This window comes from Rhizobium sp. 268 (genome assembly GCF_036571585.1).
Lineage (GTDB): Bacteria > Pseudomonadota > Alphaproteobacteria > Rhizobiales > Rhizobiaceae > Rhizobium > Rhizobium redzepovicii.
Map to the genome: position 1 here is coordinate 66,045 of NZ_JAPPSO010000004.1, position 24,295 is coordinate 90,339.

Genomic DNA, 24,295 nt, shown 5'->3' on the forward strand with positions numbered 1-24,295 from the left:
CTTAGCAGAAACGAGTTGGCCAACACAGCGTCAATCGCCGAAAACCGACCAGCCGGTACGCGCCGCCAGCATTTCCAGCGCTACGGCGCCGAGCTGCGAGTTGCCGACCTTGTTCAAGCCCGGCGACCAGACAGCGATCGAGGCAATGCCCGGCGCAACCGCGAAGATGCCGCCGCCCACACCGCTCTTGCCGGGCAGGCCGACATGATAGGCGAAATCGCCTGAGCCGTCGTAATGGCCGCAGGTCAGCATCAGCGCATTGATGCGCCGCGCCCGCTTCGGAGACACGACGGAATGGCCGGTCATCGGATTGCTGCCGCGCGCTGCGAGGAACAGCCCGGCGCGGGCCAGCTGTTCGCAGCTCATCGACAGCGCGCATTGATGAAAATAGACGCCGAGCACGTGGTCGACCGGGTGATCGAGATTGCGGTAGGCGCGCATGAAGTTGGCAAGCGCGACATTCCGATATCCCGTCTGCGTTTCCGAACGCGCCACCTTGTCGTCGATGGTGATCGATTCGTCATCGGCGAGATAACGCACGAAGCGCAACAATTCGCCGATCGCTTCACGCGGCGCGTGGCCGGCCATGACGACATCGCTGACGGCGATCGCGCCGGCATTGATGAAGGGATTGCGCGGGATGCCGCTCTCATGCTCGAGCTGGACGATGGAATTGAACGCCGATCCTGACGGTTCTCGCCCGACGCGCTTCCAAAGACCCTCGCCGACCTTGCCGAGCGCCAAGGTCAGCATGAAGACCTTGGAGATGCTCTGGATCGAGAAGGCAATGTCCGCATCGCCGACACGGTAGACCTTGCCGTCGACGGTGACGATCGCCATGCCGAACTGCCGTGGATCGACCTTGGCAAGCTCGGGAATATAGTCGGCGACCTTACCCTCGCCGATGCGCGGCAGGATATCGGTATGGATACTATCGAGGATTGCCTGCAGATCCGCCATCGCTTCTCTCCGGATAACAAAAAAGCCGCCCGAAAGAGCGGCTTTTCCATAAGCGAAAACGCCTGGTTCTTATTAACGCGAATAGAATTCGACGACCAGATGCGGTTCCATGACGACCGGGAACGGAACGTCGCTGAGCGTCGGGACGCGGCCGAAAGTAGCGACCATCTTGTTGTGATCGACTTCGATATAATCAGGAACGTCGCGCTCAGCGAGGCTGACGGCTTCCAGAACGGTCACCAGCTGCTTCGACTTCTCGCGAACTTCGATAACGTCGCCAGCCTTGCAGCGGTAAGAACCGATGTTGACGCGCACGCCGTTGACGGTGACGTGGCCATGGTTGACGAACTGACGGGCAGCAAAGACCGTCGGAACGAACTTGGCGCGATAGACGATCGCGTCGAGGCGCGATTCCAGCAGGCCGATCAGGTTTTCAGACGTGTCGCCCTTGCGGCGGTCGGCTTCAGCGAAGATCGCGCGGAACTGCTTTTCGCGCAGGTCGCCGTAGTAGCCCTTGAGCTTCTGCTTGGCGCGCAGCTGCACACCGAAGTCCGAAAGCTTGCCCTTGCGGCGCTGGCCGTGCTGGCCCGGGCCATATTCGCGGCGGTTCACCGGGGACTTCGGACGGCCCCAGATGTTTTCGCCCATACGGCGGTCAATTTTGTACTTGGACGATTCGCGCTTGCTCATCGTATTTCCTTTCAAAGGTTTATGCCGGTTTGTTGCCAAACCGCGCAAAGGAAACACGCCCTCCTCTGATCTCTGCCGAGATCTGACAGGATGTTCCGGTTACGCGAACAGAAACGATCCACGGGACATGTCAAATGAAACACCGGACATTGCTGCCCGGTGCTTGGCGCGGTCTTTAGAGGCCCGTCATGAAAATGTCAACTGCGCCAAAGCCCGAAAGCGCCACTATTCCGCAGCCAGCGGCTGATCACCCGTATCGGGCGCATTCGCGTCGCCCGGCGCGGTCTGGCAATTCATGTCGGGGAATGCCACGATGCGTTTGCCGGAGAAATCCGTGTGGACGACGACGATCCCCTGCTCCTCGAAATAACCGAGCAGGCGCCGCGCGCGCCGCGCCGAGTGGGTGCCATAGGCGCGGGCGATGCGGGCGTCCGACGGGCACGGCTCACCGCAGGCGGCAGCCTTGGCGAGCATCAGGAACACACCCTGCAGGTCGTCGGTAACGCCAGATGACAGCGACAGCGCCGTCGCCCACTCGTCGGTCGCCGCTGTCGCGGTATCGACACCGGAGCGGGAGATCGCCACACGCCGTCGAAAATCCGGCAGCGCGATCGGCGGTCCCGGCACGCGGCGCATGCGCAGCCGCACGAGAAAGTCCTGGTAGAGTACCGAATCGGTACGGAAGGCGGAGGTGGGATCGTCGAGGATTTCGGCAAGCACGCCTGCGAGGCGCTCTTCCCGCTCCTCGGCGGAGACCTCCATCTGGCTCGCCCTCGCCTCGACAGATGCGGGTGACGCCGCCGGCGTCGAGCGTGAGAGCTCCGCCAGTATATCGGTGGTCGGCCGCGGCGCCGGCGGCGCGCGGCGCACGAGCGGACGCTGGAATTCTTCCGGATCGGGCGTGAAGATCAGATCCTCGACATCCTGCGGCGCATCCGGCAGCGGCATCAGCTTCGGGCTGGAGGAGCGCGCTGAGGTTTCCACCGCGCCGATCTGGATTGGAAGCGGCCGACGCGACAGCGCCGGGCCGAGGGCGACGAAATTGCCGCGCTTCAGGTCTCTAAACATCTCCGCCTGGCGCCGGTCCATGCCGAGCAGGTCGGCAGCGCGCGCCATGTCGATATCGAGGAAGGTACGGCCCATCAGGAAGTTCGAGGCCTCGGCCGCGACGTTCTTGGCGAGTTTGGCGAGACGCTGCGTGGCAATGACGCCGGCAAGCCCGCGCTTGCGGCCGCGGCACATCAGATTGGTCATCGCGCCCAGCGACATCTTGCGCGCATCTTCCGAGACGTCGCCACCGACGGACGGCGCAAACATCTGCGCTTCATCGACGACGACAAGAACGGGATACCAGTATTCGCGGTCGGCATCGAACATGCCGTTGAGGAAGGCGGCAGCGGCACGCATCTGCTGCTCGATGTCGAGTCCTTCCAGCGTCAGCACGCAGGAAACGCGATGCTGGCGAATGCGGTTGGCAATACCAGCCAACTCCGCCTCGGTGCGTTCGCCGTCGACGACGATATGGCCGAACCTGTCGCTGAGGGTGACGAAATCACCCTCGGGATCGATGATGACCTGCTGCACCCATTGCGCCGATTGCTCGAGCAGACGGCGCAAGAGATGCGACTTCCCCGATCCGGAATTACCCTGCACGAGCAGACGGGTCGCCAGCAGCTCCTCGATATCGAGCGTCGCCGGGCTGCCGGACGCCAATCCCATATCGATGCCAACTTGCAATGCCGATCCTCGCGACGAAGAGACTCACATGAACGAAACGCCATTCTTCCGAAACGGCAACGCCCCGTCTATCAAAGAATCTGCTGATGTTCAGGGCCGGATTTTGCCAACCCACAGGACAATTCCCTCAAGCCCTCAGGCCGAATCCCTGCATCAGCCGCCGCGTCGCGAAATCCTGCTGGCCTGAGGTAAACACGGCGAAGTCGAAATTGTCGGGATGCACGGCATCGGCAACCAGCGGAACCAGCGTGCGGGCGCGCCGTGCGATTGCTTCGGCCGGATCGAGCCAATCGACCGGCCACGGGGCAATCCGCCGGAACAGATTGGCCATGAAGGGATAATGGGTGCAGGCCAGCACGACGATATCGGTCTTCTGGCCGTCCCTCTCGACGAAACACTGGTCGATTTCGGCAAGCACGGCGTCATCGGAGACGGCGTCGCCGCGGATATAGGCTTCGGCCATGCGCGCGAGGTTCTCAGAGCCGACGAGGCGGACATGGCATTGCTGCGCGAAGGATTGGATGAGATCGCGCGTATAGGCCCGCCTTACCGTGCCGGGCGTCGCGAGCACCGAGACCAGACCTGAGCGCGTGCGCTCCGCCGCCGGCTTGATCGCCGGCACGGTGCCGACAAAGGTCATCTGGGGAAAGGCGGCGCGCAGGTCGGCGCCGACCAGAGTGAAGGCGGTATTGCAGGCGATGATGCACACTTCAGGGTCATAATCCGCCAGCAGCTTGGCGAAGAGCCCGATAACCCGCTCCTTCAGCGCCTGTTCCTCCCAGCCGCCATAGGGAAAACCAGCATCGTCGGCGACATAGATGAAGCCGCGCTCCGGCATCAAGACGCGCGCCTCGCGCAAGACGGTCAGCCCGCCGATGCCGGAATCAAAGAGAAGGATAGGTTTCAGCTCACGCGTCGTCGCTGTCATCTGGCGGTGTTTCCTTGGCCGGTGTCGGGAACCTGCCGCCGCGCGGGCTCTTGCGCGAGAAGCGGTCGAGAGATGAGATGACGCCGCGCAACACGCTGATTTCCTGCTCCGTGAAAGCCCGGCGGGATAGAACTGCACGCAGATTGTCGACCATTTTGGGCTTTTTCCCGGCAGGATGGAAATAACCGCGCGCATCGAGCGCCTCTTCCAGCTGATCGAACAGGCCGAACAACTGCTCCTTGGTCGAGGGTGTCTGCCCGATCGCCTGGAAGGGCACGGCGCCAATATCCTCCATGCCGGACTTCATCCATTCATAGGACATCAGCAGCACGGCCTGGGCGATATTCAGCGAGGCAAAGGCCGGATTGACGGGAAAGGTGACGATCTCGTCGGCCAGCGCCACTTCCTCATTGGTCAACCCCCAGCGCTCGCGCCCGAAGAGAATGCCGGTGCCCTCGCCCGCACGGAATTTCGCCCTCAGCATCTCGGCGGCGATGACCGGGGAGCGCACCGGCTTATAACCGTCGCGCTCGCGTGCCGTCGTCGCATAGACGAAGTTGAGATCGGCGACCGCCTGCTCCAGCGTGTCGTAGACCTTCGTTGCCGCGATCACATGATCGGCCTTGGAGGCGGTCGCCAGCGCCTTTTCGTTCGGCCAGCCGTCACGCGGATTGACGAGGCGCAGTTCTGCCAAGCCGAAATTCGCCATGGCGCGCGCCACCATGCCGATATTCTCGCCCATCTGCGGCTCGACCAGAATGACGGCCGGCCCCTCGGCCAGAAGTTGACGCTCGCTGTTCGTGCCTGCCATGGTCTTATCCTTGTTTCGAGCGCGCAATAGCCTCGCCCGTCGCAAACGGCAAGACGTCGGCCTGCGGATAGAGCCTTTCCAGCGCCGAACCGATCATTTCGAGCCCGAGCCTGGCGCCCTCGCGCGACAGCGGCAGGTGTCGTCCTGTCGTCCGCGATGCCTTGCGCTTGATCAGGAAGCAGCTGGATCCGCGCGGGGCAGCATCGTCGATCAGCGCCAGATCCGCCGCAATCAGCCCTTTCAGAGTGTCGGCGGCCGGCGCTTGATAATTCTTTGCCAGGATACGCGCCCAATAGGTGCAGGACAGGAAGATCGCCAGCGTCTGGCGGATCTGGCCCGGCCGCGTCACCACCGACCACGACGAGCCGAGCGGCCGCGCCGCCACCGTCACGTCGCGGTAGCAGGCATCGATCTTCTGTGACAGCGCCATCAGCTCGAAACCGCTCTTACCCTCGCTAAGCGCCCCGAGCAGGTCGCGCAGCGCCTGGAACCAGCGGGCAAGCGCGGAATCGAGCGCGCCACGCGTGCGTGTCGGAAAGACGATGAAGGCGACCGCCGTTCCGGCCGCAGCCCCAATCATGGTCTCGCCGATGCGCAGCTTCAACAGATCGAGCGTCAGCACGCCCGTCATGCCGTAGACCAGGCAGAGCACGATCGAGATGAAGAAGGTCATCGTCGCATAGGAAACCTGCAGGAAATAGAAGGCGAGGAAGATACAGACGGCGGCAACCGGAATGGCAATATCGGGCTCGCCTGAAATCAGCGTTGCCAGCACAAGGCCGATGGCAATCCCGAACACGGTGCCGAGCGAGCGCGACAGCGCCCTCATCGCAGTGTCGCCGCGCGAATTGGTGTTGGTAAAGACGAGGAAGGAAGCAAGCACCGCCCAGAACCAGCGTTCGCGTGACAAGAGCAGGCCGAAGCTCATGGCGATCGCCGACGCGATGGTGATCTGCAGTGCCGAACGCAGCAGAGGATTGGCGAAAGAAAAGTCGATCGCCTGGGATTGCGCCGTATCCTTGATCGCGTCGATCTCGGAGAAACCGGAGGCCTGCCCCTCGCCGATCGCCTGCGTCAACTGCTGCCGCGCCTCGCCGAGCCAGAGAAGGGCCCGCAGGGTTTCTCCCTGCGGCTGATCCCTGATGGCGTCGGCCATCCCTTCAAATCTTGCAACTTCCGCCGTATCCGCCTCGATAACGGCATGGACGAGCGCAAAAGGCGGCGGGCTCTGGAAGCTCAGCACGATCGCGCTCTCGGCGGCAAGATGAGCGTCGAAAAGCCGGATCGCCAGTTCGGCGGCTGGGTCGGCGGCGCCGTCGAAAACACCGGCCGGCGGGCGCGGGATGAAGGTCTCCGCCATCAGCACCACTTCCTTCAGCCGGTCTTCCAGCTGGCGCAGTTCCTGCCGGTCGGCTTCGCCGATCTCGGCGCCGCCGGCGATGGCGGCGAGCTTGAAGAGGATCTGGTTGATCCGACCCCTGACGCTTTCGAGCGAACGCAACAGATCGCGCCGCCAATCGTCGGGCAGCAGAACCGCCCTGACCAGATGGCCGACGAGCACCGCGACGACAGGGCCGATCGCCACTTCAGGCAGCTCGGCAAGCGGAGGCCGGAAATAGGCGCCCATGAAATAGGAGGTGAAGGCGAACATGCCGATGGCAAAACCGCGCGGCCCGAACACCCGTCCCGCCGATGCGAGCGCGATCACCACCAGGAAGACGAGATCGGAGAGAAAGCGGCGATCCTCGAGCCCCGCGGCAATGCCGACGACGGCGAGGCTTGCCACACAGCCGAAGAGCCGCGTCACCAACTGGCGGGAATTGCCCTTGTCGCGCACCGCCACGCCGCCTTCGATCGACAGCACAATGCCGAGGCCAAAGGCCGCGGTCGGCAACGACAGGATGAGCATGTGGATGGCAAGAAGGACCAAAAAGGAGAAAACGATCGTCAGCGTCACCCGCAGGGCCATGCGCAGACGCGAAAGCGCCGGATCATTGGCAAGCAGCCAGTCGCGAGCCTGAAAACCGGAAAACAAATGCAGGCCTCCTCATGCCGCGGAAGGATCGACAGATAATGCCATGCCGGGCGAAGCAAATCGCCCGCGATCGAATCTCGACGCTCGCGACTGTCGCGCGCCTATTGGCCCTTGGCAATCAGCGCCATCGTCGCCTTCAGGGAATCGCGGCCCTGCGTTTCGATATTCTCGGTGACGATATCATCGATGACGGCTTGGCCAGCCTCCTCGACCACCTCGAAGCGAACGGTTGTGTAGTCCTTGGCGTCAGGAGTGTCCGCGCAGGCGGATTTCTTGAAGCGCACCGTGACCTCGGTCGTCCCGTTGACCGGGGGCGCAGCCGCCATCGTCAGATCCTCCAGCGGGCATGCATCCTGGCCGTTGACGATGACATCGTAATCGAAGGGCGATATGCCGTCGTCGTCGTCGCCGGCGGGAAATTGCGCGGCCGCCTGATATTTTGCGATGAAGTCCTTGCTGTAGAGTTGGTCGAGCCGGCTCGCATCGAAGATGTCGGTCCAGTCGCTATTGTTGTCGGCCCAGTTGCTCCTGGTTGCGTCCATGATCTCCTTCACGGGAGCCGTGGCATCGGCCGCGTGGGCGGCGCCTGAAAAGGCGATAAGGCTTGCGATAACAACGGCGATTGTCTTCATGATCGAATGTTCCGGGGCGGGCAAATCAACGCGGACACTAGCCAGATTTCAGCGCTTGGCAATGCCGGCAAAAACGCATTGTAAAACCCGTTGCAGCTTTGCGTTCCCGGTTCACAGTGCTATAGCGCTCCTCATCAGGTCACCCACCCGGGACGCTTGTCCCCTTCAAGCTCGAACGAGGCAGATACATGAACAAGATCAAGGTCGCCAATCCCGTCGCCGATCTCGACGGCGATGAAATGACGCGCATCATCTGGCAGCTCATCAAGGATAAGCTGATCCATCCGTATCTCGACCTCGATATCGACTATTTCGACCTCTCCGTCGAAAACCGCGACGCCACCAACGACCAGGTGACCGTCGACGCCGCCAATGCCATCAAGAAGTACGGCGTCGGCATCAAGTGCGCGACGATCACGCCGGATGAGGCCCGCGTCAAGGAATTCAACCTCAAGGAAATGTGGAAGAGCCCGAACGGCACGATCCGCAACATCCTCGGCGGCGTCATCTTCCGCGAGCCGATCATCTGCAAGAACGTGCCGCGCCTGGTTCCCGGCTGGACCCAGCCGATCGTCGTCGGCCGCCACGCCTTCGGCGACCAGTACCGCGCCACCGACTTCAAGTTCCCCGGCAAGGGCAAGCTGACGATCAAGTTCGTCGGCGAAGACGGCACCGTCATCGAGAAGGAAGTCTTCAACGCGCCGGGCGCCGGCGTCGCCATGGCCATGTACAACCTCGATGAATCGATCCGCGAATTCGCCCGCGCCTCGATGATGTACGGCCTGATGCGCAAATGGCCGGTCTACCTGTCGACCAAGAACACCATCCTCAAAGCCTATGACGGCCGCTTCAAGGACATCTTCGAGGAAGTCTACGAGACAGAATTCAAGGATCAGTTCAAGGAAGCCGGCATCACCTATGAACACCGTCTGATCGACGACATGGTCGCCTCGGCGCTCAAGTGGTCGGGCGGTTATGTCTGGGCCTGCAAGAACTATGACGGCGACGTCCAGTCTGACACGGTTGCCCAGGGCTTCGGCTCGCTCGGCCTGATGACCTCGGTGCTGCTGACGCCGGATGGCAAGACGGTGGAAGCCGAAGCCGCCCACGGCACGGTTACCCGCCATTACCGCCAGCACCAGAAGGGCCAGGAAACCTCGACGAACTCGATCGCCTCGATCTTCGCCTGGACCCGCGGCCTCGCCCATCGCGCCAAGCTCGACGACAACGCCGAGCTTGGCCGCTTCGCTTCGACGCTCGAAAAGGTCTGCGTCGATACCGTCGAATCCGGCTTCATGACCAAGGACCTGGCGCTCTTGATCGGCCCCGACCAGCCGTGGCTGTCGACCACCGCCTTCCTCGACAAGATCGACCAGAACCTGCAGAAGGCGATGGCGTAAGCCTCCTCTTTCGGGATAGCATCGGAACGGCGGGGATTTCCCCGCCGTTTTCATTTTGGGAGAACAGCTGATGACGGCGACCGTACGCCCGCTGGAACCATCCGACCGCGCCGCTTGGGAAACCCTGTGGGAGGCGTATCAGCGCTTCTACGAAGTGGTCATCCCACCCGAAACCACCGATCTCACCTGGGGCCGTTTCCACGATCCCAGCGAACCGATGCATGCGCTCGGCGCCTTCGATGGAGACGGCCGCCTCGTCGGCATCGTCCATGCCATCTTTCACCGCTCCTGCTGGCTGCCGCAATGGACGTGCTACCTGCAGGATCTCTATGTCGAAAACAGCCAGCGCGGGCTCGGTACCGGCGCCGCGCTGATCGATGCGGTCGCCGATCTTGCCCGTCAAAACGGCGCAGGCAGGCTTTATTGGATGACGCATGAAACGAATGCCACGGCGAGGCGGCTCTACGACAAGATCGCCGAGCGCTCAGGCTTCATCCAGTACCGCAAGGCTCTTTGAAGATCGGGGGTTGCACAAAGACCTCCCCGCGCTATTGATTCCGAGCGACGCAACAGGAGGAGGATGTCATGACCGAAGAATTGGTATTCTACACGAACCCGATGTCACGCGGCCGCATCGCGCGCTGGATGCTGGAGGAAATCGGTCAGCCCTATCGCACCGAACTCCTGACCTTCGGCGAACGCATGAAGGCGCCGGAATATCTGCGCATCAACCCGATGGGCAAGGTTCCGGCGATCCGCCATGGCAACACCGTCGTCACTGAATGCGCAGCGATCTGTGCCTATCTCGCCGAGACCTTCCCCGAAAAAGGTTTGGCCCCCAAGCAGGAAGAGCGCGCCCGCTACTACCGCTGGATGTTCTTTGCCGCCGGCCCGCTGGAATCGGCGGTGACGATGAAGGCGCTCGGCTTCGAAATTCCAGCAGAACGCCTCCGCATGGCCGGCTGCGGCGGTTTCGGCGACGTCATGAACACACTCGAAATGGCCGTCTCCGGCTCGACCTACGTCGCCGGCGAGCGCTTCACCGCCGCCGACGTCTATGTCGGCTCGCATATCGGCTGGGGTCTCGGCTTCGGCAGCATCGAAAAGCGCCAGGCCTTCGTCGATTACTTCGGCCGCATCAGCGAACGTGAGCCCTATAAGCGCGCCAATGCGCTGGATGATGAGGCCGGCAAGACGATGCAGGCCGCCTGATCGTCATCGCCGCGCCGCGCCGGGATGTCAGCCCTCAGGCAAGCGGCATATGGATATCCGTCATCAGCTCGGTCGGCGGCACGTCGCGCGGGTTGTTGAGATATTCCTCGAACATGACGCTGTCCTTCAGTTGCCGCCCGGATTTCGGCAGCCACTCCGCATAGAGCCACTGGTAGGCCTTGTGCATGTCGGCATAGGGGCCTTTATGGCGCAGCACGGCGTAGTCGCCGCCGTCGATCGTGCGCCGCTCGAACGGCGCTTCGGCCGACCCCGCGGAAACGCCGGTGACGCAGGCGATCGAGCGCAGCTGTTCGGCCGGCACGATATCAGGATCGTCGAGATAGACACCGATCATCCGCATGTCGGGCCTGGCGAGACCACGCGCGTAAAGCGTGCCGAACAATGTTTCGAAGGCTTTGCCGATCTCCATATAGGAGCCGGCATGGGCAACACCGATCAGTTCGGTGGGTGCGATCTCACGTATGGTAACGTCGAACATGGCTTTGATCTTTCCGTTAGGTGAGGGTTGGAAGGCTGTGTGGCTTCCCTCTTTCCGATAGCGTGCCGGCGGCATGCCGTAGACCGACTTGAAAATGCGGTTGAAGGATTGGAGATTGGGATAGCCTGATCGCTTCGCAATCTCACGGACGGCAAGCTCCGTGCGGACGATTTCGCCCGCCGCGCGATGCAGCCGCAGCCGCTTGACGGTGGCCGCCAGCGTCTCGCCGTAAATCGCCCGATAGATCCTGTGCCAGTGATAGCTGGACATGCAGGCGATCTCGGCCAGGCGCGCCATATCCAGCTCCTCGTCGAGGTGGTCGTGAATATAAGCCGATACCCGTCTCAGACGGGTTTCATAAAGTGCCCATGCCGTTTCCCCGTTCATGTCAAACCTCCTGCAAATCGATCGGATGCAACAAAGCATAGCCCGATTTGACAAATCCTGCGGACTTGCCGGCTCCGGAGCGCCAAAGTTCAAGAGAGCCTTATCCTTGCTGACGTGCCGAGCAGGTGCCTCGAAGGACGAGGCGGGTACACCGGCATCACGCCAACGTCCCTCATTCCTGTGCTCGTCACAGGATTCCATTCACGGCGCGTCCGCGCCGTGAATGAATCAGTACCGAAAGAAAAAAGATCTTTCGCGCCCAATGACTTGGGCGCACTGGATTCGTGTGACAAGCACAGGAATGAGGGAGGAGAGCCGACGTAACCCGGCAGCTCAGCCCGCGAGTGCTACGGCCACCGCTTCGATCGCCTCGTCGGCCTTCGAGCCGTCGGGGCCGCCGGCCTGGGCCATGTCGGGGCGGCCGCCGCCGCCCTTGCCGCCGAGGGCGGCCGAGGCGACGCGCACCAGATCGACAGCACTGAAACGATCCACGAGATCCGGCGTCACGGCGACGACCGCACTCGCCTTGCCGTCGTCGGAGACGCCGATCAGCGTCACGACGCCGGAGCCGATGCTGGTCTTGCCGTCATCGGCAAGCCCTTTGAGGTCCTTGGGATCGACGCCCGATATCGACTTGCCGAGGAACTTGACGCCGGCGACTTCGCGCACGGCATCGGCCGAGCCGCCCTGCCCGCCGCCCATGGCAAGTTTGCGCTTGGCGTCGGCCAGTTCCCTTTCGAGCTTGCGGCGCTCGTCCATCAACGCTTCGACACGCGACAGAACCTCCGAAGGCTGAACCTTCAGCGAGGCAGCCAGCGTCTTCACGCGATCGTCCTGCTCAGCCAGATATTCGCGCGCCGATTCACCGGTCAGCGCTTCGATGCGGCGAACCCCGGCGCCGACGGCACTTTCGCCGAGAACGCGGATCAGGCCGATCTGACCGGTGGCCGACACATGCGTGCCGCCACAAAGCTCGACCGAGTAAGGCTTGTTGCTCTTTGCGCCATGAACGCCTGTGCCCATCGAGACGACCCGCACTTCATCGCCGTACTTCTCGCCGAAGAGCGCCATGGCGCCTTCCTCGATGGCGTCGTCGACGCTCATCAGCCGGGTCGTGACATGAGAATTCTGCAGCACGATCTCGTTGGCCATATCCTCGACGATCTTCAGCTCCTCGGTCGACATCGGCTTCGGATGCGACACGTCGAAACGCAGGCGCTCGGGCGCGACCAGCGAACCCTTCTGGGCAACATGGGTGCCGAGCACTTCGCGCAGCGCCTCGTGCAGCAGGTGTGTTGCCGAGTGGTTGGCGCGCAGCCGCGAACGGCGGGCGTGATCGACGGTGAGAACAACCGCATCGCCGCTCTTGAATGCGCCTTCGACAACGACGCCGGAATGCACGAAGAGGCCTTCGCCCTTCTTCTGCGTGTCCGATATCTCTATTCTGCCGTGGTCGGACGAAATGATGCCGGTATCGCCCATCTGACCGCCGGATTCGCCATAGAACGGCGTCTGGTTCACGACGATCTGCACCTTGTCGCCGGCCTGGGCTTCTTCAGCAGCAGCCCCGTCCTTGACGATCGCCTGCACCACGCCTTCGGCGGTTTCGGTGTCGTAACCCAGGAATTCGGTTGCCCCGTTCTTTTCCCTAAGCTCGAACCAGATGGTTTCGGTTGCCTTCTCGCCGGAACCGGCCCAGTGCGAACGGGCTTCGGCCTTCTGGCGCTGCATGGCATCGGTAAAACCGGAGATATCGACGCCGATCTCACGGGCGCGCAAAGCGTCCTGCGTCAGGTCGAGCGGGAAGCCGTAGGTGTCGTAGAGCTTGAAGGCGGTCTCGCCGTCCAGCATGTCGCCCTTGCCGAGATCCGTGGTCGCATCCGACAGCAGCGACAGGCCACGCTCCAGCGTCTTGCGGAAGCGGCCTTCTTCGAGTTTCAGCGTCTCCGAGATCAACGCTTCGGCACGCACGAGTTCCGGATAGGCGCGGCCCATCTCCTGCACCAGCGTCGGCAGCAGCTTGTACATCAGCGGCTCCTTGGCGCCGAGAAGCTGGGCGTGTCGCATGGCGCGACGCATGATACGGCGCAACACATAGCCGCGGCCTTCATTCGACGGCAGCACGCCGTCGGCGATCAGGAAGGCCGAGGAGCGCAGATGGTCGGCGATGACGCGGTGGCTGGCGCTGCCCTCAGCCTTGGCGCCCATCGTCTCTTCGATGGCGCCGATCAGCGTGCGGAACAGGTCGGTGTCGAAGACGCTCTGGACGCCCTGCAGGATGCAGGCCATGCGCTCTAGACCCATGCCAGTATCGATCGACGGACGCGGCAGCGGATTGCGCACGCCGGGTTCGATCTGCTCGAACTGCATGAAGACGAGGTTCCAGAATTCCAGGAACCGGTCGCCATCCTCCTCCGGCGAACCGGGAGGGCCGCCCCAGACGTTCTCGCCCTGGTCTATGAAGATTTCAGAGCATGGGCCGCAGGGGCCGGTATCGCCCATCTGCCAGAAATTGTCGGAGGTCGGGATGCGGATGATCTTGTCGTCGGACAAGCCGGCGATCTTCCTCCACAGCGTCGCGGCTTCCTCGTCTTCGGAATAGACGGTGACCAGCAGGCGATGTTTCGGCAGATCGAAACCTTCGGTGACGAGCTTCCAGGCAAGCTCGATCGCATTCTCCTTGAAATAGTCGCCAAACGAAAAGTTGCCGAGCATTTCGAAGAAGGTCAGGTGGCGGGCGGTATAGCCGACATTGTCGAGGTCGTTATGCTTGCCGCCGGCGCGCACGCATTTCTGCGAGGTGGTCGCCGTGGAATAAGGGCGTTTCTCCAGGCCGGTGAAGACGTTCTTGAACTGCACCATGCCGGCATTGGTGAACATCAGCGTCGGGTCGTTGCGCGGCACGAGCGGGCTCGACGAGACGATCTCATGACCGTTCTTCTTGAAATAGTCGAGGAATGTCGACCGGATATCGTTCACACCGCTCATGCTATGCCCTTCAATGCTGCCGGAGGCAGGTAAATCTAAATCCATCGGCTTTTAACGTTCACCTCCGCCACTGTCCAGCAGACAAACAAAACCGGCCGCATTCTGATCAGGGAATGCAGCCGGCTTGGATTTTCAAAGGGACTGGCGGAAAACCGATCGCGAAAATTACATTTCCGCGGCAGCGTCACCATCATCGGGATCCGGTCCGCCGTTCTGCAGGAAGCGGTCGGCGATCAGGCCGGCATTCTGGCGCAGCGACAGCTCGATCTCACGGGCGAGATCCGGATTGTCGCGCAGGAAGGTCTTGGCGTTTTCGCGGCCTTGGCCGAGACGCTGGCTGTTATAGGAGAACCAGGCACCGGATTTCTCGACGATGCCGGCCTTGACGCCGAGATCGACCAGTTCGCCGGTCTTGGAAACGCCCTCGCCATACATGATGTCGAATTCGACCTGCTTGAAGGGCGGCGCCATCTTGTTCTTGACGACCTTGACGCGGGTCTGGTTGCCGATCACCTCTTCGCGCTCCTTGACCGCGCCGATGCGGCGGATGTCGAGGCGCACGGAGGCGTAGAACTTCAGCGCATTGCCGCCGGTTGTCGTCTCAGGCGAACCGAACATGACGCCGATCTTCATGCGGATCTGGTTGATGAAGATCACCATGGTGTTCGACTTGGAAATCGAAGCCGTGAGCTTGCGCAGCGCCTGGCTCATCAGGCGCGCCTGCAAGCCGGGAAGACTGTCGCCCATCTCGCCTTCGATTTCGGCGCGCGGCGTCAGTGCGGCGACCGAGTCGACGACGAGAACGTCGACGGCGCCAGAGCGCACGAGCGTATCGGTGATTTCGAGCGCCTGCTCGCCGGTATCGGGCTGCGAGATCAAAAGGTTCTGCAGATCGACGCCAAGCTTGCGGGCATAGACGGGATCGAGCGCATGTTCGGCATCAACGAAGGCGCAAATGCCGCCCTTCTTCTGCGCTTCCGCAATGGTCTGCAGCGCAAGCGTCGTCTTACCCGAGCTTTCCGGCCCGTAAATTTCGATGATACGGCCCCTCGGCAGACCACCAACGCCAAGTGCGATATCGAGGCCAAGCGAGCCGGTCGAGATCGTCTCGATCTCGACAACATTCTCGTTGGAGCCGAGTTTCATGATCGAGCCCTTGCCGAACGACCGCTCTATCTGTGAGAGTGCCGCTTCAAGCGCTTTGCTTTTGTCCACCGATTTGTCCTCTACCAGCCGCAATGAATTCTGAGACATCCGATCCACCTTTAGGTTATTGAAGCCGCCCAAGCAATGTCGAGTTTGTACCCCATTTGTTCTATTTCCGCAATAGGCGATCAAACGATTGAAAGAAAAAGGTAAAACAGCCTGTGTTCTATATTTGTTTTATCGATGCAAAGCAACGGCTTAGGCCTTATGCACCGGCTTTGCCGCGGCTGCTAGCACCGTCTCGATTCGCGCTTCGGGCATCGGAAGGCGGTTGAAGTGAAGAAAAAGATTCTTGTTCTCGGCGGCGCCCATATCGACCGGCGCGGCCGGATCTCCGGCGAAACGGCGCCGGGCGCCAGCAATCCCGGCACCTGGTTCGAGGAGCCGGGCGGCGGCGGCTTCAATGCGGCCCGCAACCTGGCAAGGCTCGGTTTTCAGGTGACGATGATTTCGCCACGCGGCGGCGACTCCATCGGCGAGATGGTCGGCGAAGCCGCCGATTTCGCCGGCATCGACGACCGGCCTTTCGTGTTCCTCGACCGCAAGACCCCGAGCTATACGGCGATCATCGAGAAGGACGGCAATCTGGTGATCGCCCTTGCCGACATGGATCTCTACCGATTCTTCGTGCCGCGGCGTCTCTCCATCCGCTGGGTGCGCGAAGCTTTCGCCGCCCATGATCTCATTCTTTTCGACGCCAACCTGCCGGAGGAGACGATCGCAGCGATCGTTGCCAAGGCGCATTCCCTGGCGAAGCCGGTCGCGGCGATTGCCATCTCGCCGGCCAAGGTCGTCAGGCTGAAACAGTGCATCGCGGATATCGACTACCTGTTCCTGAATGAAGCCGAGGCCGCTGCCCTTGCCGGTAAACAGCCGGAAGACGCTGCCGGCTGGCCGCCGCTTCTGAACCAGATCGGCATCAGGAACGCCGTCGTCACCCGCGGCCGCCGCGAGCTCGTGGCACTTTGCAAGGGCCGCGCCGTGACGCTGCAGCCGCCGATCGCCGACACGGTCGCCGACGTCACCGGAGCCGGCGATTCTCTTGCGGCCGGCACGCTTGCCGCCCTGATGCTCGGTCTGCCGCTCGAAGAGGCCGTTCGCCACGGCACGGCTGCCGCAACGCTCACCGTGCAGTCGCGGCACGCCGTCAACGAAAATCTGACGCCGGATCTCTTGAATGCGGCGCTTGCCCTTGTTCCCGAGGTCAGAATTCTGCATTGAAGCCGCTATATTAAATAGTCGAGCATGAGGTGCGAAAACCGCTGACACGCTTCGGCATCATGCTCATCGACGACAGGACAACATCATGACCAAGCCCATTTCGCCCCTTCTGCCGATTGCCTATTCGAAAGAGGTTGCCAGCGCCAAGCAGCGCGGCGCGCCGCTGGTGGCGCTAGAATCGACCATCATCACCCATGGCATGCCCTATCCCGGCAATATCGAGATGGCCCGCAGCGTCGAGACGATCATTCGCGAACAGGGCGCGGTGCCGGCAACCATCGCCGTCATTCATGGCACGCTGCATATCGGCCTTGAAGCCGGCGAACTGGAGCAGCTTGCCAAGGCGACCGAAGTGATGAAGGTATCGCGCGCCGATCTCGCCTTCGCGATCGCCGAGCGCCGCACCGGCGCCACCACGGTGGCCGCGACGATGATTGCCGCCGCCCGCGCCGGCATCCGCGTCTTTGCCACAGGCGGCATCGGAGGCGTGCACCGAGGCGCCGAGGAAAGCTTCGATATATCGGCCGATCTCGAGGAACTCGCCCGCACCGGCGTCATCGTCGTCTGCGCCGGCGCCAAGGCGATCCTCGACATTCCGAAGACGCTGGAAGTGCTGGAAACCCGCGGCGTTCCCGTCGTCACCTATGAGAGCGAAGAATTCCCCGCCTTCTGGTCACGCGCCTCGGGCATCCGCAGCCCACTGTCGCTGAACAGCCCGGCCGCCATCGCCAATTTCCAGACGGTGCGCGAACAGCTCGGCATCGACGGCGGCATGCTCATCGCCAATCCGGTGCCGGAAGCCGACGAGATCGCCCGCGAAGAGATGGAGATCTACATTGAGCGGGCACTCGACAGCGCCGAGCGCGACGAGATCACGGGCAAGGCGGTGACGCCTTATCTGCTCTCGACCATCTTCGATCTGACGGACGGCCAGAGCCTGAAGACGAATATTGCGCTGGTCGAGAACAATGCGCGGCTGGCGGCTGAGATTGCCGTGGCGTTGGGTGAGTGAGGCCTACGGGGCAGGCCGGAATCGCCTTGCCAGACAGCTGCTGCCGTTCCAGCCCCCTCTGCCCTACCGGGCATCTCCCCCACAGGTGGGGAGATTGGCTAGACGCAATGGCTTCCCCCAACAATTGGCGTCGCAGCTCGCCGAAACGTTGATGTGGCGAGAAGGTTCCGCCGCTTGTGATCTCCCCACAGGTGGGGGAGATGCCCGGCAGGGCAGAGGGGGCGGCCGCGGCACGCCCTGTCTACTAAGGCGATGCCGGCTGCCCTCACCCGTCCAGCGTCTCCTTCACCACCACAGCTAATTGCTTCAGCGAAAACGGCTTCGGCAAAAACCCGAATTTCGCGTCCGGCGGCAGGTTCCGGGCAAAGGCATCTTCGGCGTAACCCGAGACGAAGATGAATTTCATGTCGGGATAGGTCTTGCGCAACTCGCGCAGCAGCGTCGGGCCGTCCATCTCGGGCATGACGACGTCGGACACGACGATGTCGACCTTGCCTTCCAGCTCTTCCAAGATGGCGAGCGCCTCGACGCCCGAGCCGGCTTCGTGCACGGTATAACCGCGCGTTTCCAGCATGCGCTTGCCGCCGCGGCGCACCGCCTCCTCGTCTTCGACGAGAAGGATGACCGCCGATCCCGTCAGGTCCTCCGGCTGTTGCGCCGTTGGCGCCTCCGGCCGAATGCCGATCTCGGCGACGGCGCTGTCGATCGCACCCGCTTCCGCGGCCACCGCCGGCTCCGGGATGTGGCGCGGCAGGAAGACCCGGAAGGTCGTGCCCTTGCCGACTTCGGATTCCGGCTGGATATAGCCGCCCGATTGCTTGACGATGCCATAGACCATGGCGAGACCAAGCCCGGTGCCCTTGCCGACATCCTTGGTGGTGAAGAAGGGCTCGAAGATCTTGTCCATGATTTCGGGCGCGATACCGGTGCCGTTGTCGGCGACTTCGATCAGCACCATGTCCTCAGCCGGCATGTAGGAATAGTTGAAGGCGGAGACCTCGGAAGCAGTCAGGTTTCGGGTGCGCAGCGTCAGTGTGCCACCCTCGGGCATGGCGTCGCGCGCATTGACGCAGAGATTGATCAGCACCTGTTCGAATTGCGAAAGGTCGGTTTTGACGGGCCAGAGGTCGCGGCCATATTGCACGTCGAGCTTGACATTGGTGCCGGAGAGCAGCCGGTCGACCAGCATGCGCAGGTCGCCGACGACATCGGTGAGGTTGAGCACCGAGGGCCGCATCGTCTGCTTGCGCGAGAAGGCGAGCAACTGGCGCACCAGCACCGCGGCGCGGTTGGCGTTGCGCTTGATTTCCATCAGGTCGGCAAAGCTCGCATCGGCCGGCCGTGCCTGCAGCAGCAGATGGTCGGAGGAAAGCAGGATCGCCGTCAGCACATTGTTGAAATCATGCGCGATGCCGCCGGCGAGCGTTCCGACGGCATTCATCTTCTGCGTCTGCGCCATCTGCGCTTCCAGCGCCTTCTGCTCGGTCACCTCGACGGCGTAGACGATCGCCGCCTCCTCGGGCGCCTCGTCGCTCTGGTCGATGACGGCGTTGACGTAGAAACGGAAATAGCGCGCTTCGTCGGTCGGCGTGCGGGTATCGAGGGGCGCAATGTCGCCCTGCCGGTCCTTGGCCGCTGCCAGCGCCTCGGCGAGCTGCGGCCGGTCGCTTTCCTGCACGATGGTTTCGAGATGCGGCGCCTTTTCGAGATCGTCGCGCGAGACGACGCCGGAGAACATCTTCAGGAACGGTGCGTTGGTCCGCAGGATGCGCCCGTCCCCGTCCACCGAGGCGATCGCCATCGGCGTATTGTTGAAGAAGCGGGTGAACCGCATGGCGGCGGCCGAAGCGGACTGGCCGCCCGCCTCGCTCTTTTCACGCCCCAGCACGATCGTCCGGCTTTCGCCGGGTGCGCCGTCGCGCATCGAGGTGACGCTGTGGATGATCTGCACCGGCAGGCTCTGGCCGTTGGTCTTGCGCAGGTCGAGATCGAGCGTCACCGTCTTCTTCAGGCCGGGTTCGGCCTGCACCGACTGGATGAGCGCCAGCCCCTCGCCCGCCACCACGTCGCCGATGGTCATCGAGCCCGGCACGAATTTGGTGAGATCGAGGCCTAGCCACTCGGCAAGCGTGGCGTTCAGATAGAAGATCTCGCCCTTCCTGCCGGCTGAGAAGAAACCGGCCGGCGCATGGTCGAGATAGTCGATCGCGTTCTGCAATTCCTTGAAGAAGCGCTCCTGGTCGTCCCGCTCCGTGGTGATATCGGTAATCTGCCAGATCTGCAGCGGCTTGCCGCCGTTTTCCTCCGGCTGCAGCAGCCGCGCCTTCAGCCGATACCAATGGGCGCCTGAGCTGTTGCTGCCGGGGCCGACGGCGCGCAGCAGGCGGAATTCCTCCCGGCCTTCCTTGCCCTCGCGCAGGCCGTTGACCAGCCGATAGAGCGCCTCATTCGATTCGCGGTGGCGCGACAGCAGGCTTTCCAGCGTCTGCACCTCGGTCGCCTTGCGCGCGCCGGTCAGCGCACCATAGGCGGCGTTGGCATATATGATCCGGCCCTTTTCGTCGGTGATCAGCGTGCCGTCGGGATGGCTGTTGAGGAAGGCGCGCGCCAGGCTGTCGGACTGACGCTGCGGCATCACCTCGATGAAGCCGATGACCGAGGATACCAGGAAGAAGATGCCGACCATGGCAAGCACGCCGAGACCGCCGAGCACGATCTCATTGTCGAGCGATCTCTTGAAGACGACGAAGCCGCCGGCGGCTGCAATCAGCACAAGGGCCAGCAGAAGAATGCGCAAAACCGTGCCAGAACGCCCCCCACGATCCACAAGCGGTGCGTTATAATCGTCGGCCTGACGCGGTTTCGTCATGTATTCCTCACATAAGTCCCTCCAGCTTCGTAGCACGAACACGAAGCGGGAATCAGGCACTCTTTCCTTCTTAGCAATTTGCCGCGTTGGCAAAAACACCGGTGGTCGGCAAGACTGCTTGAATTCACAGGCAACAGCGCCATCTGCCCCTGAACCCTGACGCGGCCGACCGTGCGCAACATCGGCGAGCGCCCAATCCGCGGAACACGAAAACGCGTTCTCCCGTGACTGGACAGCACCGGCGGCCCTTGCCTAAGGAACGGAAAAGTCGTCAATATGTGCCGAATATGAAATGGAGTGAGTGACTATGTTGGATGATGTTGTCGGAGCTTATGGCAGCCGTTTTCTGCTTGCCGCCGGTGGCGTCGGTCTGGCGCTTCTCCTGCTCATCCTCGTGCTCTGGGTGATCCGCAGCCGGGCGCCCTCGCCCTTCGTGCGCGGCGGCCGCAACCGCCAGCCGCGTCTGCAGGTCCTGGATGCCGCCGCTGTCGATGCCCGTCGCCGGCTGGTGCTGGTGCGCCGCGACGACGTCGAGCATCTGATCATGATCGGCGGCCCGAGCGATATAGTCATCGAAAGCCGTATCCTGCCCGCAGCGGCCGAACAGCCGGAAATCGCCGGCCTTCCACAACCTGTCGAACAGCGTCCAGTATCACCCCCGGCGCAGCCGGAACCGTCCCCCGTTTCTCCGCCCCGCGCTGCAATTGCAGCTCCGGCCTCACCGCCTGCCGCAGCCCGCGTCGAGCCGGCCGCCGAGCCTTCCTTCTCCGCACCGGTTTCGCCCGAGCCGCGCCCGCGCCCCGAACCGCAGGCCCAGCAGGCCGCAGCACCGCCGGTGGCGACCAGCCCTCTTCCGGCAAACCGGGTGATAGCGCCCCTGTCGGCCGAACGCGACATTCCTCCACCTGCCCCACCCCAGCCGCGCCCGCCGGAGCGTCCTGTTGCTCCCCCGGTCGCGCCCGCAGTGTTCCACGATACCGCAAGTGCGGCCGAGATCCTCGATGCCGCCCGTCAGCGCGTGCTGCCGCAGCAGCGCATTGAACCCGAGATCTCCGCACCGCCTGTCCAGCACATGCCGCCCGCCGCCCCCGGCCCAGCCGAAGACGATGCGGCTGCGCAATCGGCAGCGGCGACCCGCCATGATTTCCAGCGGGTGCTGGAAGAGGAGATGTCGAACAATCTGACGGCCGAACGCATCGTGCCGGCGCCGGCAAACCAGGCCCCCCGCCAAGCCATACCGCAGCCGCAGCCGAGCAACCTGCCGCGCCGCGATCCCGACCTCGCCCCAATCACCGGCGCCGATACGGAACTGCAGAAAGAAGTCGCCCGCATCTTCGGCGAAATGAGCGTCAATCGCGACAAATGAGGGCAAAGGCCCCCGCGTCACGCCGGGTTGCCGCGCCCTCTCCTTCACCATGAAGTTGCACAAAAGCCGCATACCGCGGCTTTTTCAGTGTCCGAATGTCTTTGGCCTCCCCATCATGCCGATCATTTGCTATCGATCGGGGTGAAGAGCGTTGGCGCATCCGAGGTTGCATTTTGCCTAAGTAAACACCGGTCTCACTCCAGTTTCACCCGTACTGCCGTCTAGCGACATGCTGGCGGCATGCGACCATGTTCATCGGGTGGTGGCGAGAGACCGGTTTGGCATTGTTCCAATGTGCCATGTGCAGTTCCGCTGTCTCAGCTCTTCAGCCGCCCACAACATCGCCACACCGCGCCCGCAAGGGTTTCTCCTGCACCATCTCGATGGACTTCCGAACGGAAGACCAAGACGATATGTGCAAGACGCTTCAGGTCCGATGGACCATTATTCCCAAGACAGCTCCCCAGCCCTGGATCGCATGCGGCGGATGCGGAGGCATGAGAGCCTTCCAATCCAGCGGCAAGATTCGGCTGAACGCCAACGGCCGCAAACTGGATGCCTGGCTGATCTACAAATGCCTGACCTGCGAAAGGACATGGAACCGGCCGATCTTCGAGCGCCGCAATGTCCGCGACATCGATCCTGCGGTCCTTGACGCGCTGCAGGCCAACGATCCGGACTGGATCCGGGCAGAGACCTTCAACCTCGATGCTCTCCGACGCAAATCGCTGCGTATGGACGAGTTTGCCGAATTTGAAATCATCAAGGAGATGCGGCACGAAACCGCAAATTGGACGACATTGGCAATCGAACTGACGGTCCCTGTCCCAACAAGCACCCGCCTCGACCGTCTGCTGGCCTCGGAACTGAAGCTTTCACGCTCGAGACTGCAGGCCCTTCACACTGAAGGCATGGTTCGGACGGATCCTGAGAAGGCGGACATCCTGCGACACCGCCTGAGGAACGGCACCCTTGTGACGATCGACCTCTCCATGGAGGCCGAGCGAGAGCAATCGTGGAAAGCTCTGGCGATAGGCATTTGTGCAGCGGAGCAGTGATCAACGAACAAGCGCCGCGATCCGATCGCGGCGCTTGCTCTCACCTCTGCATGAAAACCATTATTCGTCGCGATAGACTTTTTCGCGGCGTTCGTGGCGCTCCTGCGCCTCGATCGACAGCGTCGCGATCGGGCGGGCGTCGAGACGCTTGAGGCCGATTGGTTCGCCGGTTTCCTCGCAATAGCCGTAAGTACCGTCTTCGATGCGCTGCAGTGCCGCGTCGATCTTGGAAATCAGCTTTCTCTGCCGATCACGGGCGCGAAGTTCGATCGCCCGGTCGGTTTCCGAGGACGCCCGGTCGGCGAGGTCGGGATGGTTTGCGCTTTCCTCGGCCAGGTGGTCGAGGGTTTCGCGCGCTTCTCGAAGGATATCATTTCTCCATGCAACCAGCTTGGTCCTGAAGTAGGCACGCTGGTTTACGTTCATGAACTCTTCCTCTTCCGAGGGAACGTAATTGCTAAGATCGATCTTCTCACTCAACGCGATTCTCCTGAAGAACATCTCATCTGGGCGGGTGTATATCCCAAGCGCTAGCCGCGATTCAAGCCAAATACGACAGGTAAACAGATTTTTAAATCTGTTACAATTTTAGGCTAACGATCTATTTTGTCATGGTTATTCCGGCTACCGTTTTCTTCTTCGCCTTCAAAACGCCGTGTTGTCAGCCACGTTTTGCGCCGTCGCAGCATGGCCAGCGATTGACGGCGGCCAAGCGCAACCGCTACTGAAAAGACCCGCCCGATCCTGGATTTGCCCATGACCGTACCGCTGCCTCCGCCGAACCGCATCTATCTCCTGCGTCATGCCGAGGCGGCCTGGGCCGAACCCGGACAGCGCGATTTCGACCGGCCGCTCAACGAAAAGGGCTTCGGCGATGCCGAGATCATTGCCGACAAAGCCGCCGACAAGGGCTACCGTCCCGATCTGCTGATCAGTTCGACGGCGCTGCGCTGCCGCGGCACTGCCGATGCGGTCCATCGGGCGATGGGCCTTACGCTCGACATCCGTTATGTCGATGCGCTCTACAACGCCACGGTCGATAACTACCTGGAAATCGTCGATTCGCAGGAAGAGGCGGCCGTCATGCTGGTCGGCCACAATCCAACCATGGAGCAGGCGCTGGAGGCGCTGATCGGCCATGAGGCGATGGCAAGCGCCCTTCCCGGCGGCTTCCCGACGGCGGGCCTTGCCGTCGTCGATTACGACGCTTCAGCCGGCGGTTGGCGTCTCATCGATTTCGTGGTTGTCTGAAAGCTTTCGCGCCGCGTCTTTTTCAGGCGGCAC

At 62.4% G+C, this 24,295-nt stretch carries 20 protein-coding genes; 8 read left to right on the forward strand and 12 right to left on the reverse strand.

The window, feature by feature from the left end; all coding sequences use genetic code 11:
* Positions 1-30: 30 nt before the first annotated feature.
* The 7 genes from OS035_RS09050 to OS035_RS09080 all read right to left on the reverse strand — a co-directional run bounded on the left by OS035_RS09050 (position 31) and on the right by OS035_RS09080 (position 7,793).
* Positions 31-960 carry a glutaminase gene (locus OS035_RS09050; protein ID WP_097628594.1) on the reverse strand — a complete coding sequence of 310 codons (930 nt, stop codon included), beginning with the start codon at positions 958-960 and terminating at the stop codon, positions 31-33.
* A 72-nt stretch (positions 961-1,032) separates the two neighbouring features.
* Positions 1,033-1,650, reverse strand: a complete 618-nt coding sequence (gene rpsD / locus OS035_RS09055; RefSeq protein WP_004676212.1) for a 30S ribosomal protein S4 — start codon at positions 1,648-1,650, stop codon at positions 1,033-1,035.
* Positions 1,651-1,875: 225 nt separating this feature from the next.
* On the reverse strand, positions 1,876-3,387 hold the full coding sequence (locus OS035_RS09060; RefSeq protein WP_097628593.1) for an ATP-binding protein: 1,512 nt from the start codon (positions 3,385-3,387) through the stop codon (positions 1,876-1,878).
* Positions 3,388-3,514: 127 nt separating this feature from the next.
* The gene (gene murI, locus OS035_RS09065) at positions 3,515-4,315 is read right to left on the reverse strand and encodes a glutamate racemase (protein WP_097628592.1); all 801 of its coding nucleotides are present in this window, start codon (positions 4,313-4,315) and stop codon (positions 3,515-3,517) included.
* Positions 4,296-5,126: an RNA methyltransferase gene (locus OS035_RS09070; RefSeq protein ID WP_097628591.1), complete on the reverse strand. Its 831-nt coding sequence runs from the start codon at positions 5,124-5,126 to the stop codon at positions 4,296-4,298. Before OS035_RS09070 ends, murI begins: the two co-directional genes overlap by 20 nt.
* A gap of 4 nt (positions 5,127-5,130) precedes the next feature.
* Positions 5,131-7,167: an FUSC family protein gene (locus OS035_RS09075; RefSeq protein ID WP_179867168.1), complete on the reverse strand. Its 2,037-nt coding sequence runs from the start codon at positions 7,165-7,167 to the stop codon at positions 5,131-5,133.
* Positions 7,168-7,262: 95 nt separating this feature from the next.
* Positions 7,263-7,793 carry a hypothetical protein gene (locus tag OS035_RS09080; RefSeq protein WP_088396492.1) on the reverse strand — a complete coding sequence of 177 codons (531 nt, stop codon included), beginning with the start codon at positions 7,791-7,793 and terminating at the stop codon, positions 7,263-7,265.
* A 188-nt stretch (positions 7,794-7,981) separates the two neighbouring features.
* Here OS035_RS09080 and OS035_RS09085 point away from each other — a divergent pair, with 188 nt between their 5' ends.
* The 3 genes from OS035_RS09085 to OS035_RS09095 all read left to right on the forward strand — a co-directional run bounded on the left by OS035_RS09085 (position 7,982) and on the right by OS035_RS09095 (position 10,405).
* A complete protein-coding gene (locus OS035_RS09085; RefSeq protein ID WP_088396493.1) occupies positions 7,982-9,193 on the forward strand; it encodes an NADP-dependent isocitrate dehydrogenase in 1,212 nt (403 codons plus the stop codon).
* A gap of 70 nt (positions 9,194-9,263) precedes the next feature.
* Positions 9,264-9,710, forward strand: a complete 447-nt coding sequence (locus OS035_RS09090) for a GNAT family N-acetyltransferase (protein WP_088396494.1) — start codon at positions 9,264-9,266, stop codon at positions 9,708-9,710.
* A gap of 68 nt (positions 9,711-9,778) precedes the next feature.
* On the forward strand, positions 9,779-10,405 hold the full coding sequence (locus OS035_RS09095; protein WP_097628589.1) for a glutathione S-transferase family protein: 627 nt from the start codon (positions 9,779-9,781) through the stop codon (positions 10,403-10,405).
* Positions 10,406-10,439: 34 nt separating this feature from the next.
* Here the strand turns inward: OS035_RS09095 and OS035_RS09100 are convergent, their stop codons facing one another.
* The 3 genes from OS035_RS09100 to recA form a co-directional block, all read right to left on the reverse strand.
* Complete coding sequence (locus OS035_RS09100) at positions 10,440-11,291, reverse strand: AraC family transcriptional regulator (RefSeq protein ID WP_097628588.1); 852 nt, start codon at positions 11,289-11,291, stop codon at positions 10,440-10,442.
* A gap of 333 nt (positions 11,292-11,624) precedes the next feature.
* A complete protein-coding gene (gene alaS / locus OS035_RS09105; protein ID WP_097628587.1) occupies positions 11,625-14,279 on the reverse strand; it encodes an alanine--tRNA ligase in 2,655 nt (884 codons plus the stop codon).
* A 165-nt stretch (positions 14,280-14,444) separates the two neighbouring features.
* A complete protein-coding gene (recA, locus tag OS035_RS09110) occupies positions 14,445-15,533 on the reverse strand; it encodes a recombinase RecA (protein WP_003586201.1) in 1,089 nt (362 codons plus the stop codon).
* Between the two features lie 228 nt (positions 15,534-15,761).
* On the opposite strand from recA, the gene OS035_RS09115 reads away from it, so the two are divergent.
* Both OS035_RS09115 and OS035_RS09120 read left to right on the forward strand, forming a co-directional pair.
* On the forward strand, positions 15,762-16,706 hold the full coding sequence (locus OS035_RS09115) for a carbohydrate kinase family protein (protein ID WP_097628586.1): 945 nt from the start codon (positions 15,762-15,764) through the stop codon (positions 16,704-16,706).
* Between the two features lie 85 nt (positions 16,707-16,791).
* Positions 16,792-17,718 carry a pseudouridine-5'-phosphate glycosidase gene (locus tag OS035_RS09120; RefSeq protein WP_054183126.1) on the forward strand — a complete coding sequence of 309 codons (927 nt, stop codon included), beginning with the start codon at positions 16,792-16,794 and terminating at the stop codon, positions 17,716-17,718.
* A gap of 265 nt (positions 17,719-17,983) precedes the next feature.
* Here OS035_RS09120 and cckA read toward each other — a convergent pair whose 3' ends face one another.
* A complete protein-coding gene (gene cckA, locus OS035_RS09125; protein ID WP_097628585.1) occupies positions 17,984-20,587 on the reverse strand; it encodes a cell cycle histidine kinase CckA in 2,604 nt (867 codons plus the stop codon).
* Between the two features lie 307 nt (positions 20,588-20,894).
* Between cckA and OS035_RS09130 the strand changes: the two genes are divergently transcribed.
* Both OS035_RS09130 and OS035_RS09135 read left to right on the forward strand, forming a co-directional pair.
* Entirely contained in the window at positions 20,895-21,953 is a 1,059-nt protein-coding gene (locus OS035_RS09130; protein WP_331813623.1) for a flagellar biosynthetic protein FliO, read from the forward strand.
* Positions 21,954-22,366: 413 nt separating this feature from the next.
* Complete coding sequence (locus OS035_RS09135; RefSeq protein ID WP_331813624.1) at positions 22,367-23,011, forward strand: DUF1062 domain-containing protein; 645 nt, start codon at positions 22,367-22,369, stop codon at positions 23,009-23,011.
* A 60-nt stretch (positions 23,012-23,071) separates the two neighbouring features.
* Here OS035_RS09135 and dksA read toward each other — a convergent pair whose 3' ends face one another.
* Complete coding sequence (gene dksA / locus OS035_RS09140) at positions 23,072-23,491, reverse strand: RNA polymerase-binding protein DksA (protein ID WP_003569003.1); 420 nt, start codon at positions 23,489-23,491, stop codon at positions 23,072-23,074.
* 276 nt (positions 23,492-23,767) lie between these two features.
* Here dksA and OS035_RS09145 point away from each other — a divergent pair, with 276 nt between their 5' ends.
* Positions 23,768-24,262 carry a SixA phosphatase family protein gene (locus OS035_RS09145; RefSeq protein ID WP_097628582.1) on the forward strand — a complete coding sequence of 165 codons (495 nt, stop codon included), beginning with the start codon at positions 23,768-23,770 and terminating at the stop codon, positions 24,260-24,262.
* Positions 24,263-24,295: the final 33 nt, after the last annotated feature.

Excerpts from the sequence above, each read along its gene's own strand:
- OS035_RS09050 (WP_097628594.1), bottom strand. The coding sequence starts at position 960 with ATGGCGGATCTGCAGGCAATCCTCGATAGTATCCATACCGATATCCTG.
- rpsD (WP_004676212.1), bottom strand. The coding sequence starts at position 1,650 with ATGAGCAAGCGCGAATCGTCCAAGTACAAAATTGACCGCCGTATGGGC.
- murI (WP_097628592.1), bottom strand. The coding sequence starts at position 4,315 with ATGACAGCGACGACGCGTGAGCTGAAACCTATCCTTCTCTTTGATTCC.
- OS035_RS09070 (WP_097628591.1), bottom strand. The coding sequence starts at position 5,126 with ATGGCAGGCACGAACAGCGAGCGTCAACTTCTGGCCGAGGGGCCGGCC.
- OS035_RS09080 (WP_088396492.1), bottom strand. The coding sequence starts at position 7,793 with ATGAAGACAATCGCCGTTGTTATCGCAAGCCTTATCGCCTTTTCAGGC.
- OS035_RS09085 (WP_088396493.1), top strand. The coding sequence starts at position 7,982 with ATGAACAAGATCAAGGTCGCCAATCCCGTCGCCGATCTCGACGGCGAT.
- OS035_RS09090 (WP_088396494.1), top strand. The coding sequence starts at position 9,264 with ATGACGGCGACCGTACGCCCGCTGGAACCATCCGACCGCGCCGCTTGG.
- OS035_RS09095 (WP_097628589.1), top strand. The coding sequence starts at position 9,779 with ATGACCGAAGAATTGGTATTCTACACGAACCCGATGTCACGCGGCCGC.
- OS035_RS09100 (WP_097628588.1), bottom strand. The coding sequence starts at position 11,291 with ATGAACGGGGAAACGGCATGGGCACTTTATGAAACCCGTCTGAGACGG.
- alaS (WP_097628587.1), bottom strand. The coding sequence starts at position 14,279 with ATGAGCGGTGTGAACGATATCCGGTCGACATTCCTCGACTATTTCAAG.
- recA (WP_003586201.1), bottom strand. The coding sequence starts at position 15,533 with ATGTCTCAGAATTCATTGCGGCTGGTAGAGGACAAATCGGTGGACAAA.
- OS035_RS09120 (WP_054183126.1), top strand. The coding sequence starts at position 16,792 with ATGACCAAGCCCATTTCGCCCCTTCTGCCGATTGCCTATTCGAAAGAG.
- cckA (WP_097628585.1), bottom strand. The coding sequence starts at position 20,587 with ATGACGAAACCGCGTCAGGCCGACGATTATAACGCACCGCTTGTGGAT.
- OS035_RS09130 (WP_331813623.1), top strand. The coding sequence starts at position 20,895 with ATGTTGGATGATGTTGTCGGAGCTTATGGCAGCCGTTTTCTGCTTGCC.
- OS035_RS09135 (WP_331813624.1), top strand. The coding sequence starts at position 22,367 with ATGTGCAAGACGCTTCAGGTCCGATGGACCATTATTCCCAAGACAGCT.
- OS035_RS09145 (WP_097628582.1), top strand. The coding sequence starts at position 23,768 with ATGACCGTACCGCTGCCTCCGCCGAACCGCATCTATCTCCTGCGTCAT.